Source organism: Microbacterium sp. P5_B6, from assembly GCF_056400345.1.
This window is the reverse complement of record NZ_JBFULL010000002.1, coordinates 582,466-596,447: the sequence shown is the minus strand read 5'-3', so window position 1 is coordinate 596,447 and position 13,982 is coordinate 582,466. Positions and strand designations below refer to the sequence as shown.

The window sequence follows — 13,982 nt, the reverse complement described above, 5'->3', positions numbered from 1 at the left end:
CGCCGTCGACGCCCCGGTAGGTTGGGAGAGTGAACGCCAGCCCTGCAGACCAGCGCCGACTCCTCGAGATCGCCGAGCTGGACGCACGTATCGCTCAGGCCGACCGCGCGCGGAAGAACCCGCCGCAGACGGCACGCGTGCAGGCGCTGCTGGTGCGTCGGCAGGAGCTCTCCCGCGACCTCAGCGCTCGGCAGGGCGCCCGAGACGATCTGCGGATCGAGCTGTCTCGCATCGAGTCGGACGTCGCCGTCGTGGACGCGAGGTCGGCGCGCGACGCGCAGCGTCTCACCTCCTCGTCGAATTCGAAGGAGGCGCAGGGGCTCGAGAGCGAGCTCGCCTCGCTCGCGCGCCGCAAGAGCGACCTCGAGGATGCTGAACTCGAGGTGATGGAGCGCCTCGAGCAGGCGGACGCCGCTGTCACGGAGCAGGAGGCCCTCATCGCCGAGACGAATGAGGAGGGCGGACGCCTGAGCGCAGAGGGCAAGCAGGCGGTGGCGGACGCCACAACGACCTTCGAGCAGGCGTCACGCGACCGTGCTGCCGTGGCCGCCGACATCGCAGCCGACCTCCTGGCCCTCTACGACAGGATCTCGCTCCGCGGTCCGGGGGCAGGACTGCTCCGCCGCAACACGTGCGAAGCGTGCAACATGGTGCTGTCCGGGACCGACCTCCAGGCGATCCGCCAAGCCCCGGACGAAGCGGTCCTGACCTGTCCCGAGTGCGGCGCGATCCTCGTGCGCACGGAGGAGTCCGGGTTGTGACCCGCCGGCCGCTCGGGCCGTGATGTCGCCGACTCGGGCTGCAGGCCCGGGCTGGATCGTCCTCGGCCGCCAGTCCGGTGACGTGTGTGGGATGGTGCTCGACGCCGACGGCGGCGAACTGGAGCGCGTCGTGCTCACCCGAGCGGAAACGCCGGACTGGATCGGCGAGCGCGAAAGAGCCGACGCCCCCCGCTGGGTGTGGAACGATGCGAGCGCGTGGTACCCCGAGCTGCTCGCGAGCGGGGTCCGTATCGCTCGCTGCCATGACCTCCGCCTCTGCCATGCCATCCTGCGAGATTCCGCTCTCGTGTCGACGGCCCCTGACCTTCGCTCCGCGAAGGCGTGGGACGCAGCGTCGGCGCAGGCTGCCGCGCAGGCGAGCACCCTCTTCGATCTCGACGAGGACGGTGCGACGGCAGGGCCGCCCTCATCGCTCGACGAGGCTCTCGCTGAGTTCTCGCGTCAGCGGTCAGCCCTCGCTGACGCACTGGATCCGGGTCGCCTGAGGCTCCTGCTGGCTGCCGAATCCGCCGGCGCGCTCGTCGCCGAGGAGCTGCGCGCGGCAGGTCTGCCGTGGGATGCCGCCACCCACGACGCCATACTCACCGCGACGCTCGGCATCCGCTCCCCTGGTGGAGGGCCGCCCGCGCGTCTTCGCGAGCTCGCCGAAGAGGTGCGCCGGGAGCTGAACGATCCCTCGGCCAGCCTGGACTCGCAGCCCAAGCTGCTCCGGTCACTCCACCGCGCCGGCATCCTCGTCGAATCGACGAGTCGCTGGGAGCTCGCGGAGCAGGATCATCCGGTGATCGCCCCGCTGATCCAATACAAGAAGCTCTCAAGATTGCTGACCGCCAACGGCTGGACGTGGCTGGATGAATGGGTGGCGGACGGCCGCTTCCGTCCGGTGTACATCCCTGGCGGAGTCGTGACAGGGCGATGGGCGTCGTCCGGTGGAGGTGCACTGCAGCTGCCCCGGCAGCTGCGCCCTGCCGTGCGTGCCGACCCCGGATGGACTTTGATCGTCGCCGATGTGGCGCAGCTCGAGCCCCGTGTGCTCGCGGCCATGGCGAGGGACGATCGGCTTGCGGCCGCGGCGAAGGGGCGCGACCTCTACGAAGGCATCGTCGATTCGGGAGCAGTGCCCTCGAGGGCTCAAGCGAAGGTCGCGATCCTCGGTGCCATGTACGGCGCGACGACCGGGGAGAGCGGGCGGCTGGTGCCGCGGCTGCGGCGCGCATATCCGCGTGCGATGGCGCTCGTCGACGATGCCGCCCGAGTCGGAGAGGAAGGCGGCGTCGTCACGACGTGGCTGGGCCGCAGCTCCCCGCCTCCAGCTCCTGAGTGGCGCGACATGCAGCTGCGATCGACGGAAGCCGGGACATCCGGAGCGGACGTCGCCGGCGCCCGGCGATGGGCTCGCGACCGAGGCAGGTTCACCCGCAACTTCATCGTGCAGGGGACGGCAGCGGAATGGGCGCTGGCATGGCTCGCCGACCTCAGGACGCGTCTGGCGGACTTGCCCGAGGTTCTGCCGATGGATGCCGCACCCCGGTCAGGCCCGGTTTTCGGGCAGTCGGCGCACTTGGCCTTCTTCCTGCATGACGAGATCATCGTCCATACGCCACTCCGACTCGTGAACGAGGTCTCCGAAGCGGTCCGGGAGTCGGCTGCCTTCGCCGGGCGTCTGCTGTTCGGCGATTTTCCGCTGGATTTTCCCCTCGATCTCAAAGTCGCTCAGACGGCGGAGAAATAGCGGCGTCATCCCCGACCGGCGCGGACGGCTAAAATCGACACGCGAATGGGTCGGCTGGACGGTCGCGTCGCTGCGGGTGACTGCAGTGCCGAGGAACGTCCGGGCTCCACAGGGCAGGGCGGTGGGTAACACCCACCCGGAGTGATCCGCGAGACAGTGCCACAGAGAACAGACCGCCGCGACTTCGGTCGCGGTAAGGGTGAAACGGCGGTGTAAGAGACCACCGGGGTCGTGGTGACACGACTCGCAAGGTAAACCTCGCCCGGAGCAAGGCCAGACAGAGGATGCTGACGCGGCTCGCCGAGTCCTCGGGTAGGCCGCTGGAGCGGCACGGCAACGTGTCGCCGAGAGAGATGACCGTCCACGGGGCTTCCGCCCCCGGACAGAACCCGGCGTACAGGCCGGCCCATTCGCCCTCTCGGTCAGCCGAGCGCCAGCGCGGCGGCCCCGATGATCCCCGCGTTGTTGCGATGCACCGCGGGCACGATCGGTGTCTGGATGTCGAGCAGCGGCAGGAACTTCGCCGAGTGCTTCGAGACGCCGCCGCCGACGATGAACAGGTCGGGGCTGAACAGGAACTCGACGTAGCGGTAGTACCACTCGAGGCGCTCGGACCATGCCTCCCAGCTCAGGTCTTCGCGCTCCATCGCGGAGTACGCCGCATAGGACTCGGCATCCCCCTTCTCCTTGGCACGCTGGAGGTGGCCCAGCTCGCTGTTGGGCACCAGCACTCCGTCGTAGATCATCGCCGAGCCGATCCCGGTGCCGAGCGTCGTGAGGATCACGAGGCCGCTCTGGTCCTTGGCCGCCCCGTAGCGAAGTTCGGCCACGCCCGCGACATCCGCATCATTGGCGAAGTGGATGCCGCGTCCCAAGCCGTCCTCGAAGAACTTCTCCGCCTCGAACCCGATCCACTTGTCCGAGACGTTCGCGGCTGAAAGCGTCCGGCCGCCCTTGACGATCGCAGGAAACGCCACACCGAGATGCACGTCGTGATCATCCGCCACGCCCAGCGTCTGGAGGACTGCGCGGACAGCGAGCAGCACGTCGGCCGGTTCGGCGCCGGCGGGGGTGGCGACCTTGACGCGGTCGCTCGCCAGGGCTCCCGCTTCCAGATCCACGATGCCCGCTTTGATTCCGGTGCCGCCGATGTCCACACCGACCGCGCGTTTCGCCTTCGCTCCCATGCGCTCAGCCTATCCAGCGCCGGCCGGGCGATCAGTAGGATCGGGAGGGACCGAAGGGGGATCCATGACCGGTGGCAGTGAGAAGTACTGGTACAACCTGACGACGGGAAAGGTCGAGAAGGGCTTCGAGTCTCCCGCGATTGATCGGGCCGGGCCCTTCGAGACCGAGGAAGAGGCCGCCAACGCCCCTCAGGTCCTGCGCGAACGCTCGCGGGCCTGGGCCGAGGATGAGGCGCGCGATGACGCGTGGGGCTCGTCCGCGACGGACGACAACGCCCAATAGGCTGGCCCTGACGGCCGCGAGAGGATCAGATGGACAAGCAGCGTGACTTCGTTCTGCGCACGATCGAGGAACGGGGCGTCAAGTTCGTCCGCCTGTGGTTCACCGACGTCATCGGCACCCTGAAGTCGGTCGCGATCGCGCCCGCCGAGGTCGAAGGCGCGTTCAGCGAGGGGCTGGGCTTCGACGGCTCCGCGATCGAGGGACTGACCCGTTCCTACGAGTCGGACCTTCTGGCGCATCCAGACCCCACGACGTTCCAGATCCTGCCGTGGCGCGGCGAGATCGATCCGACGGCGCGGATGTTCTGCGACATCACCACGCCCGACGAGCAGCCCGCGGTCGCCGATCCGCGCCACGTGCTCAAGCGCGCGCTGGCGAAGGCCGCCGATGCCGGATTCACGTTCTACACGCACCCCGAGATCGAGTTCTATCTGCTCAAGTCGTCGTCGTTCGGCGCCGACGGGCCTGAGCCGGTCGACTCCGCCGGCTACTTCGACAACGTTCCCGGCGGAACGGCCCACGACTTCCGTCGTCGGTCGGTGCGGATGCTGGAAGACCTCGGGATCTCCGTCGAATTCAGCCATCACGAGGGCGGGCCGGGTCAGAACGAGATCGACCTGCGGTACGCCGACGCTCTGGCGACGGCCGACAACATCATGACCTTCCGCACGGTCATCAAAGAGGTCGCCATCGAGCAGGGCGTCTACGCGACGTTCATGCCGAAGCCGATCAGCGGTCAGCCCGGAAGCGGCATGCACACGCACATGTCTCTGTTCGAGGGCGACGTCAACGCGTTCTACGAAGAGGGTGCGCAGTACCAGCTCTCCAAGGTCGGCCGGCAGTTCATCGCGGGTCTCCTCCGGCACGCCAATGAGATCTCGGCCGTCACCAACCAGTTCGTGAACTCCTACAAGCGGCTGTGGGGCGGCGACGAAGCTCCGAGCTTCATCTGCTGGGGTCACAACAATCGCTCGGCCCTCGTCCGGGTGCCTCTCTACAAGCCGAGCAAGGGCCAGTCCTCGCGCGTCGAGTACCGCGCCCTCGACTCCGCGGCGAACCCCTACCTCGCGTATGCGCTCATGCTCGCGGCCGGGCTGAAGGGCATCGAGGAGGAGTACGAGCTCCCGCCCGAGGCCGAAGACAACGTCTGGTCGCTGACCGACGGCGAGCGGCGGGCGCTCGGCTACGCGCCGCTGCCTGCGAGCCTCGACCACGCGCTCGAGTACATGGAGGAGTCCGAGCTCGTCGCCGAAACGCTCGGCGAGCAGGTCTTCAACTACGTGCTCCTCAACAAGCGTACGGAGTGGCAGGAGTACCGCAGCCAGGTGACGCCGTTCGAGCTCAAGAGCAACCTCGAAATGCTCTGACTCCCGTCCGGGACGATGTCGGCTAGCGAACGGTCCACAGCCCTCACGGGGCTGGCACGACTCGGCTTCGGCGACCTTGCTGCGGCAGCCGATCTGCTCGACGAGCTCGAGCAGACCCTCGGCCTCAACCGGGACGCGCTGCTGACAGATGCCGTGGCTTCGGCGGCCGATCCGGACGCCGCGCTCGGCGCGCTCGCACGCATCTCCCGCCGTGACCCTGCCCCCGTACGCGAGCTCCGCGGAGATGCCCGCGGATGGCGCGCGCTGTGGGCGCTGCTGGGGGCTTCCTCGGGCTTCGGCGACTTCTATCTGCGGCATCCCGAAGAGCTCGCCGCCCTCGCGGGCGCCGGAGACGCCCTTCCGGGCACAGAGGAGCTCGTCTCTGGGCTGCTCGACTCCGTGGGCGCACACGGCGGATTCGCCGCCACCGGAGACGAGCAGGCCTGGCTGGCGCTGCGCGTCCGCTACCGCACGATGCTGGCCAGGATCGCCGCCTTCGATCTTCTCGCGGCGAATCCGGTCGACGAGCTCGCCTCGGTGGCAGGGATCCTCGCGGATGCCGCCGGCGCGGCGCTCGAGGCCTCGCTCGCCGTGGCGCGGACGAAGATCTCCGCGGGCTCCGGCGCCCTCCCTCACGATCACGTCGCCCGGACGCGCCTTTCGATCATCGGCATGGGCAAGACCGGGGCTCGCGAGCTCAACTACGTGAGCGACGTGGACGTCATCTTCGTCGCCAGTGCCGACGACGAGCTGCTCGAGCAGGTCGGCGAGAGCCGTGTGGTCGACATCGCCACGAGGCTGGCCGTGCTCACGATGCGGGGGGTCTCCGGAGCCGAGATCGAGCCCGCTCTGTGGGAGGTCGACGCGAACCTTCGACCGGAAGGCAAACAGGGCGCACTCGTGCGCACGCTCGACTCGCACCTGTCCTACTACGACCGTTGGGCGAAGGGCTGGGAGTTCCAGGCGCTTCTCAAGGCCCGTCCGATCGCAGGGGACGTCGAGCTCGGTGCCGCCTACATCGGGGCAGTCCAGCCCAAGGTGTGGACGAGCGCCGCTCGCGAGAACTTCGTGGACAACGTGCAGCGGATGCGCGAGCGGGTGACGGAGCACATCCCGTCCGGTGAGCTCCCGCACCAGCTCAAGCTCGGTCCTGGCGGCATCCGCGACATCGAGTTCACAGTCCAGCTGCTGCAGCTCGTCCATGGCCTCAGCGATGACCGCATCCGACAGCGCGGCACGCTCGAGGCCTTGGACGCGCTGGTCGCGGAGGGATACATCGGGCGATCGGATGCCGCCACCTTCGCACGCGACTACCGCGTGCTGCGCGTGCTGGAGCATCGCGTTCAGCTCCGTCAGCTGCGGCGCACGCACCTGATGCCCTCTCGTCCCGACGAGCTGCGGGTGCTCGCGCGCGCTTCACGCCTGGCCGACACGGGTCAGGGGGTGTGGGAGGTCTGGGAGTCGGTCAAGCGCGAGGTCCGCGACATCCATGTCCGTCTCTTCTATCGACCGCTGCTCTCGGCGGTCGCCGCACTTCCCGCTGAGGAACGCGCACTCTCCACCGAGCAGGCACACGACCGGCTCGCCGCGATCGGCTTCGCCGATCCTGCCGGCGCGCTTCGCCATATCGCCGCGCTCACGACGGGGCTGAGCCGGAAATCCACGATCCAGCGCCATCTCATGCCGGTCATGATCCGGTGGTTCGCCGATGGCGCAGACCCCGATTACGGGCTGCTCGCCTTCCGCCGCATCAGTGAGCGGCTCGGCAACAGTCCTTGGTTCCTCCGGATGCTGCGCGATTCGTCGGCGGCCGCCGAGAGTCTCACGCGCGTGCTGTCGGGCTCGCGCTATGTCGGGGAGCTCATGGAGTGGACGCCCGAGTCGGTCGCCTGGCTCGATGACGATGAGCAGCTCAAACCGCGCTCGGGGGTCGCCCTGCAGCAGGAGGCGCGGGCGATCCAGATGCGCCATGACGGGATCGAAGACGCCATGCGCTCCGTGCGGACCCTGCGTCGCCGTGAGCTGCTGCGCACGGCCATGGCAGCGATCCTCGGGGTGATCTCGGTGGAAGAGCTCGCAGTGTCGCTCACGACGATCACCGAAGTCGCCATCCAGGCGACGCTGCGTGCCGTGCGCCGCGAGGTCGTCCCGCCCGAGGACGCGGGTTTGGATTTCTCCGTCATCGCGATGGGGCGCTTCGGTGGCGGCGAACTGGGATTCGGCTCGGATGCCGACGTCATGTACATCTACCGGCCCAACGGCGTGGATCCCCAGCGCGCCAGCGAGCTCGCGCTGCAGCTCGTGACGGCTCTCCGCCGCCACTCCGAAGACCCGCGCGTGCCGCTCGACTTGGATGCGGATCTTCGGCCTGAGGGACGCAACGGCCCACTTGCCCGTTCCCTGGACGCCTACGTCGCGTACTACCGTCGCTGGTCCCAGTCCTGGGAGGCGCAGGCCCTCTTGCGTGCACGCGGCGTGGCGGGGAGCGTCAAGCTCATTCGCGAGTTCACCGCCCTCGCCGACGAGGTTCGGTATCCGGCATCCGTCGATCCTCAAGCTGTTCGTGAGATCAAGCGGATCAAGGCCCGAGTGGAGAGCGAGCGGCTGCCGCAGGGTGTCGATCCCGCGCGCCACCTGAAGCTGGGGCCCGGCTCGCTCAGTGACGTGGAGTGGCTCGTGCAGCTGCTCCAGCTCGAGCACGCCCACCGCATCCCGGGTCTGCGTACGACATCGACGATGAAGGCGCTGCGGGTCGCCACGGCGGAAGGTCTCATTCCCGAGCCCGCAGCGGACCGCCTCGCGGCATCCTGGAGGCTGGCGAGCCGCCTGAGGTCTGCGAACACCCTGCTGTCCGGGCAGACGAGCGATGTGCTCCCCGTCGACCGGAAGCGGCTCGACGGCATCGGACGCCTCCTCGAGTATCCGCCGCGCTCGGCGAGCCAGGTCGAAGAGGACTATCTCGCCGCGACCCGCCGAGCCCGCCGGCTGTTCGAGCAGCTCTTCTACGGTGATCAGGGCGCGGCGGGCCGCCCGGGCCGAGAACGATGAAAGGGCGCCAGGGCCCGGATGTGACCGCGCCGCGTCCCCACCTCGAGCGACTGACGTCGTTGCGGTTCTTCGCCGCTCTCGCTGTGGTGCTTTGCCACGCGCCCTACGGTCTCGCGCCGTCCGCCGACCTGTCGCCGACCGATGCGATGGGGGCCGCTGGTGTCGGGTTCTCTTCGCGTTGTCGGGCTTCATTCTGACCTGGTCGCACAGGCCGACCGACACCGCGGTGCGGTTCTATCGCAGGCGGTTCGCGCGCGTCTACCCGATGCACTTCACGACGATGCTCCTGTCGATCCCGGTTCTCCTGCTCGTCGGCTGGGGCATCTCGAGGGCCGAGCTGGCGAGCAACGTCTTGCTCGTTCAGGCCTGGGTTCCCGTCCCGGAGATCTTCTTCGGAATGAACTCACCAAGCTGGTCGCTCTCCTGCGAGCTGCTCTTCTACCTGCTGTTCCCGTTCGCGATCCCCCTCCTTCGTCGCCTCGGTGATCGCGGCGCTGGGATCGCGTTCGCTGCCGCGATCGTGCTGAACCTCGTTCTGGCGGCAGCTATCACAGCGCTTGTGTCCAACGAGAGCACGGCTTGGTTCCTCGTCCACATCTTTCCGCCAACGCGTCTCGTCGGGTTTCTCGCCGGCTGCGTTCTTGCGCAGTGGATGCTGTCCGGGCGACGGTTCGGACAGTCGGTCGGGTTATCCGCGGGGCTTCTCTGTCTCGGTTTCGTCGGCGTCTTCTCCATTGATATCGCCACGGGGACTGTGCCGGGCCGAGGCGTCGAGGATGCCGTTCTGCTGCCGCTGATCCTGTTCGTGATCGCGACTGCTGCTCAGGCGGACATCGACAAGAAGGGCGGGGCGCTGCGCTCGCGCCCTCTGCGCCTGCTGGGAGAGTGGTCGTTCGCGCTGTACTTGACCCATTGGCTCCTCGCCCTGCTGTTGAGCAACTTCCTCCCACCGTGGGTGGGTGCGAGCCCGCTCGTCGTCCGTGCAGGTGTGGACCTCGCGTTCGTCGTCGTGGCGATCGTGCTGTCTGCCGGCTTTTACAACGCCGTGGAGCGTCCGGCCGAGCGGCGGTTGCGTGGCGCCCCGCCTCGCCCGGCGATGGCGGAAATCGCCGGCGGTGAAACGAGGACGGCAACTCACTCCGACTCAGCCGAAGTCGTCTGAACCACTCGGCCCTGAGCGGCTCACGCGAGCAGACGAGGGATGCCGTGGGTGGCCCGCCTCGCCGCGCCCACCGACCGCATCAACAGCAGAGCGCCGCCCGCCGATTTCTCGGCGGGCGGCGCTCCTTGGATGGCGCAGATTGCGCGTGCTCGGGTGAGGAGTGAGGCGCAAGCGAGGACTCTTCTGGGACCGTGTCCCGGTTCGAGCCCTTATACCCGCGGGGTACGCGGGTATCCGGGCCTAAACCCCGTAGTACAGCTCGTACTCGAACGGGTGCGGACGCTGCGCGAGCGGCTTGATCTCGTTCTCGACCTTGTAGTCGATCCACGTCTCGATCAGCTCTGCGGTGAAGACGTTGCCCTCGAGGAGGAAGGCGTGGTCGGCCGCGAGGGCGTCGAGCGAGTCCTGCAGCGAGTTCGGCACCTGGGGGATGCCCTTGGCCTCCTCAGGCGGAAGCTCGTACAGGTCCTTGTCGACAGGCTCGTGCGGCTCGATGCGGTTCTTGATCCCGTCGAGGCCGGCCATGAGCTGTGCCGCGAAGGCCAGGTAGGGGTTTCCCGAAGCGTCCGGCGCGCGGAACTCGATGCGCTTGGCCTTGGGGTTGGTGCCCGTGATCGGGATGCGGATGGCCGCGGAGCGGTTGCCGGCCGAGTACACGAGGTTGACCGGCGCCTCGAAGCCCTTCACCAGGCGGTGGTAGCTGTTGAGCGTCGGGTTGGTGAAGGCCAGCACCGCGGGCGCGTGAGCCAGGATGCCGCCGATGTACCAGCGGGCGATGTCGGACAGGCCGCCGTAGCCCTTCTCGTCGTAGAAGAGGGGCTTGCCTTCGCTCCACAGCGACTGGTGGGTGTGCATGCCCGAGCCGTTGTCGCCGAAGAGCGGCTTCGGCATGAACGTGGCGGACTTGCCCCACTGCTCGGCCGTGTTCTTGACGATGTACTTGAACTTCAGGATGTCGTCCGCGGCGTGCACCATCGTGTCGAAGCGGTAGTTGATCTCAGCCTGGCCGCCCGTGCCCACCTCGTGGTGCGCGCGCTCGAGGATGAGTCCTGCCTCGATCAGCTTCAGGCTGATGTCGTCGCGCAGATCGGCCTGCTTGTCGACCGGGGAGACCGGGAAGTAGCCGCCCTTGTAGGGCGTCTTGTTGCCGAGGTTGCCGCCCTCTTCGATGCGGCCCGTGTTCCAGGCGCCTTCTTCGGAGTCGACGGAGTAGAAGCTGGAGTTCTGCTTCACCTCGTAGCGGACGTCGTCGAAGATGTAGAACTCCGCCTCGGGGGCGAAGAACGCGGTGTCGGCGATGCCGGTGGAGGCGAGGTACTTCTCAGCCTTCTTGGCGACCTGACGGGGATCCTTCGAGTAGATCTCGCCGTTGCGCGGGTTGTAGATGTCGAACACCATGATCAGCGTCTTCGCCTCCCGGAACGGGTCGAGGTAGGCCGTCGACACGTCGGGGATGAGCTGCATGTCGGATTCGTGGATGTTGGCGAATCCGCGGATGGAAGAGCCGTCGAACAACTGCCCGATGGTGAAGAACTCCTCGTCGACTGTTGCGGCGGGGATGTTGAAGTGCTGCTGCACGCCAGGAAGATCCGTGAAACGGATGTCGAGGAACTTGACGTCCTCGTCCTTGATGTACTTCAGCACCTCGGAGGAATCATTGAACATCGAGTCTCCAGAGGTAGGGCATCGGGAAGTGCCGCCCATCCACGGCGGCTCATTGCACCGTACCGAGAAGGCATTGCCCGGCAGTGACCGCAATGTTTCCGGCATGTTACGCGACGCTGGATACCCTTGTCCGGTGACCCACACTGGCGAGACCTACCCCGGCGAGCGGCTCGGATTGCCTCGGGAGGGCAGGGGTTCCATCGCCCGGCTGGGTCGGCGAAGCGGTGCGCTCGTGATCGACTACGGCGCCGCGTACCTGATCTCCGGCTTCTGGGGATGGGATCCGCTCGCCATCCTCGCGATCTTCGCCATCATCCAGATCGTGTTCATCCCGACGCTGCAGGGCAGCCCGGGTCACCGCCTCTTCGGGCTTCGCACGGCTCGGGTCGACGGCGCATGGGTCGGCCTGTGGCGCCCCATCGTGCGGTCGCTGCTGCTGGTGTTCGTGATCCCCGCCGTCATCTGGGACGCCGACCAGCGAGGACTTCACGACAAAGCGGCCGGGACGATCCTCGTTCGCTCCTGAGGGTCGCTTCTCAGCTGCAGGCTCACCGGCTCACCGGGCTGCGTGCACCGGCCTTCAGGCGCCGCGTGGCTAGCGAGGGCGCGGAGCGCGGGCCTTCGTGGGATCGACGCCTTTGGGGATCGGAAGCGACGCGAGTGACTGCGACACCGATTCCACCCGCTTGATCACGGCAGACTGCGTCGTGCGGTCGATCTTCTTCGGAAGGGCCTTGATGGTTCCGGCGAGCTTGGCGATCGTGACGTCGCCCTCCCCGTGTCCGACATAGATGACCGTGACGGGGACACCGGATGCGACGCGCTGCACCTTGGAGCGCTCGTCGTTGACGAGGCGGGAAAGGCGGCCGCGCGCGCCTTCGGCGACGATGACGACTCCGCCACGGCCCACGACGCGGTACACGGCGTCCTGGGTCTTGGGGTTCACGCCGACCGGCATCTCGCTCGCCGTCCAGTTGCGGCCCAGCGACGTCGACAGAACGTGTCCGGCGGCGCCCGGCATCCCATCGATCTGGCGGTACATCGCCTTCGTGGAGAGCCGCGTCATCGTGGTGAGGGAGATCAGGATGCCGAGCATGACGCCCGTGACGGCCCACAGCAGAATGCTCCACCACGCCACGGGAGGGATGAGGAAGCCTACGGCGACGCCCACCCCGATCGAGAGGACGAAGATCCCCGCGAGCACCCAGGGGAGCCAGCGGAAGGACTTGTGGGTGAACGTGTAGAGGGTGCGCAGCTGATTGAAGAAGCCAGGACGCTTCTCGGGCGCGCTCGAACGGCCGGACATGACTTCAGCCTACCTTTCGGGGGAACCCTTCGACTGCTCTCCTCCCCAGGGCGACGGGTGGGAGATCTGTCCTCCAAGAATCGATCGGCGTGCTGAGAGGCGGTGGCCGGCGCGGAGACTGTGGCTGTGCCTGACCCTGATCCGCTCCTCGACGCTTACCGGCTCATCCGCCGCGTGGACTCGCCCCTCGAGACACCCTGGCCCGGGACGCTCGCACACCACGACGTCACGGGCACTGTGCTCCTCGTCGAGGTCGACGCACTAGGCGAGAACTGGCCCGGTTGGCTTGCGGACGCCGACGGGCATCTGCTGGCGCCTGCAGACGTCGTGCGCAGATCCGACGGGCATCTCGTCTCTCTGACCCCGTGCACCGAGCGCCTCGAAGAGTTCCTCCGCCGGCGAGAGGAGACGCCGCTGACCGATGGGGAGAGGATCACGCTGGCAGTCAGCATGCTGCGAGGCATGGGGGATGCATCCCGGCTTCCGGACTCGATCGACTCCTCCGGCGAATGGTGGCTGACCGAAGGCGGGAGGCCGGTGTTCGCGCTCACCCGTGAAGGCCGGCCGATCCGGGACGTGACGCACAATGTCCTCGCGGCGCTCGAGGAGCGCGCCGGCCGACGCCTGGGTGGCGTCATCGCCGAGGTGGTCGAGACGACGACGGACTCCGCGCGGCTCAGTCGGAATCACGCGCGGCTCGAGCAGGCGCTGTTCGCGGCCGGCACGCCGGAGCCGCTCGCCACCACCGTGTTCGCTCCGCGCCGGGCGCGGGAGGCGGCCCTGTCTCATCGACCCCCGTCCTTCGAAGAGGTGGCGTACGGCGAGGAAACGCTTGTGGGGCGCCTTGCTCGGCACGTCGATTCCGACCTCGCGGACGCGTTCTCCCAGGTCACGACGGCCCTCTGGCGGCGGTTCCGCGCCGAGCGCCCCCATTCGCGAAAGCGGCCTCTGGCGGTGGCCGGACTGGTGGCGGGGGCTGTCGTGGCGGCGGGCCTCATGTGGCCTGCGGGGGGACCCGCGACCGCCCAGCCTGACCGACCGTCCGCGAGCGCTTCGGCGGACGGCCACGCGTCGAAAGAGCCATCCGCGGGTCAGGCGGCTGCGCCGGCCGATGTGGGGTCGAGAGCCTCCGCCGAGTCAGCGCCCATCGTCGGGTCCGGCTTGGAGCAGGTGCTCGACGACCTCTTGACGGTCCGCGCGAGCTGCGAGGGAGACCCGGCATGCCTCGCCGGGGTTGTCGAGGAGTCGTCGCGGGCATTGTCCCCGGGCCCGCTCGATCTCGCAGCAGGGGACCGGGATATCGTGCTGGTGGACGACTTCGGAGGCGCCGCCGTTCTCCGCGTCACGTCAGTCGCGGATGAGGGCGACGTGCAACTCGTGGTCATCGTGCGCCAGGACGAGAAATGGCTGATCCGCGACGTGCACGACGTCGCGGATCAGCCACAGTGAC

At 68.0% G+C, this 13,982-nt stretch carries 11 protein-coding genes and 1 other RNA gene; 9 read left to right on the top strand and 3 right to left on the bottom strand.

Going from position 1 to position 13,982, the window contains the following annotated elements:
- The first annotated feature begins 29 nt into the window (after nucleotides 1-29).
- From AC1DP3_RS04510 to rnpB, 3 genes are all read left to right on the top strand, one after another.
- Nucleotides 30-761 (top strand): zinc ribbon domain-containing protein, encoded by a 732-nt coding sequence (locus tag AC1DP3_RS04510; protein ID WP_477291682.1) that lies wholly within the window; start codon nucleotides 30-32, stop codon nucleotides 759-761.
- Nucleotides 762-783: 22 nt separating this feature from the next.
- The gene (locus AC1DP3_RS04505; RefSeq protein WP_477291883.1) at nucleotides 784-2,514 is read left to right on the top strand and encodes a bifunctional 3'-5' exonuclease/DNA polymerase; all 1,731 of its coding nucleotides are present in this window, start codon (nucleotides 784-786) and stop codon (nucleotides 2,512-2,514) included.
- Nucleotides 2,515-2,560: 46 nt separating this feature from the next.
- Nucleotides 2,561-2,927: RNase P RNA component class A (gene rnpB, locus AC1DP3_RS04500), an RNA gene on the top strand.
- A gap of 9 nt (nucleotides 2,928-2,936) precedes the next feature.
- Here rnpB and ppgK read toward each other — a convergent pair.
- The gene (gene ppgK, locus AC1DP3_RS04495) at nucleotides 2,937-3,701 is read right to left on the bottom strand and encodes a polyphosphate--glucose phosphotransferase (protein WP_477291680.1); all 765 of its coding nucleotides are present in this window, start codon (nucleotides 3,699-3,701) and stop codon (nucleotides 2,937-2,939) included.
- Nucleotides 3,702-3,765: 64 nt separating this feature from the next.
- Between ppgK and AC1DP3_RS04490 the strand changes: the two genes are divergently transcribed.
- The 4 genes from AC1DP3_RS04490 (at nucleotide 3,766) to AC1DP3_RS04475 (ending at nucleotide 9,561) form a co-directional block, all read left to right on the top strand.
- Entirely contained in the window at nucleotides 3,766-3,984 is a 219-nt protein-coding gene (locus tag AC1DP3_RS04490) for an SPOR domain-containing protein (RefSeq protein ID WP_477291678.1), read from the top strand.
- Between the two features lie 29 nt (nucleotides 3,985-4,013).
- Nucleotides 4,014-5,351 carry a type I glutamate--ammonia ligase gene (glnA, locus tag AC1DP3_RS04485; protein ID WP_477291676.1) on the top strand — a complete coding sequence of 446 codons (1,338 nt, stop codon included), beginning with the start codon at nucleotides 4,014-4,016 and terminating at the stop codon, nucleotides 5,349-5,351.
- 15 nt (nucleotides 5,352-5,366) lie between these two features.
- On the top strand, nucleotides 5,367-8,399 hold the full coding sequence (locus AC1DP3_RS04480) for a bifunctional [glutamine synthetase] adenylyltransferase/[glutamine synthetase]-adenylyl-L-tyrosine phosphorylase (RefSeq protein WP_477291675.1): 3,033 nt from the start codon (nucleotides 5,367-5,369) through the stop codon (nucleotides 8,397-8,399).
- 178 nt (nucleotides 8,400-8,577) lie between these two features.
- The gene (locus AC1DP3_RS04475) at nucleotides 8,578-9,561 is read left to right on the top strand and encodes an acyltransferase family protein (RefSeq protein ID WP_477291673.1); all 984 of its coding nucleotides are present in this window, start codon (nucleotides 8,578-8,580) and stop codon (nucleotides 9,559-9,561) included.
- Between the two features lie 240 nt (nucleotides 9,562-9,801).
- Here the strand turns inward: AC1DP3_RS04475 and glnA (AC1DP3_RS04470) are convergent, their stop codons facing one another.
- On the bottom strand, nucleotides 9,802-11,226 hold the full coding sequence (gene glnA, locus AC1DP3_RS04470) for a type I glutamate--ammonia ligase (RefSeq protein WP_477291671.1): 1,425 nt from the start codon (nucleotides 11,224-11,226) through the stop codon (nucleotides 9,802-9,804).
- 133 nt (nucleotides 11,227-11,359) lie between these two features.
- Here glnA (AC1DP3_RS04470) and AC1DP3_RS04465 point away from each other — a divergent pair, with 133 nt between their 5' ends.
- The gene (locus AC1DP3_RS04465; protein ID WP_477291669.1) at nucleotides 11,360-11,752 is read left to right on the top strand and encodes an RDD family protein; all 393 of its coding nucleotides are present in this window, start codon (nucleotides 11,360-11,362) and stop codon (nucleotides 11,750-11,752) included.
- A gap of 69 nt (nucleotides 11,753-11,821) precedes the next feature.
- Here AC1DP3_RS04465 and AC1DP3_RS04460 read toward each other — a convergent pair whose 3' ends face one another.
- Entirely contained in the window at nucleotides 11,822-12,532 is a 711-nt protein-coding gene (locus tag AC1DP3_RS04460; RefSeq protein WP_477291668.1) for a DUF4191 family protein, read from the bottom strand.
- A gap of 126 nt (nucleotides 12,533-12,658) precedes the next feature.
- Here AC1DP3_RS04460 and AC1DP3_RS04455 point away from each other — a divergent pair, with 126 nt between their 5' ends.
- On the top strand, nucleotides 12,659-13,981 hold the full coding sequence (locus AC1DP3_RS04455; RefSeq protein ID WP_477291666.1) for a hypothetical protein: 1,323 nt from the start codon (nucleotides 12,659-12,661) through the stop codon (nucleotides 13,979-13,981).
- Nucleotide 13,982: the final 1 nt, after the last annotated feature.

Excerpts from the sequence above, each read along its gene's own strand:
- AC1DP3_RS04505 (WP_477291883.1), top strand. The coding sequence starts at position 784 with ATGTCGCCGACTCGGGCTGCAGGCCCGGGCTGGATCGTCCTCGGCCGC.
- ppgK (WP_477291680.1), bottom strand. The coding sequence starts at position 3,701 with ATGGGAGCGAAGGCGAAACGCGCGGTCGGTGTGGACATCGGCGGCACC.
- AC1DP3_RS04490 (WP_477291678.1), top strand. The coding sequence starts at position 3,766 with ATGACCGGTGGCAGTGAGAAGTACTGGTACAACCTGACGACGGGAAAG.
- glnA (WP_477291676.1), top strand. The coding sequence starts at position 4,014 with ATGGACAAGCAGCGTGACTTCGTTCTGCGCACGATCGAGGAACGGGGC.
- AC1DP3_RS04480 (WP_477291675.1), top strand. The coding sequence starts at position 5,367 with ATGTCGGCTAGCGAACGGTCCACAGCCCTCACGGGGCTGGCACGACTC.
- glnA (WP_477291671.1), bottom strand. The coding sequence starts at position 11,226 with ATGTTCAATGATTCCTCCGAGGTGCTGAAGTACATCAAGGACGAGGAC.
- AC1DP3_RS04460 (WP_477291668.1), bottom strand. The coding sequence starts at position 12,532 with ATGTCCGGCCGTTCGAGCGCGCCCGAGAAGCGTCCTGGCTTCTTCAAT.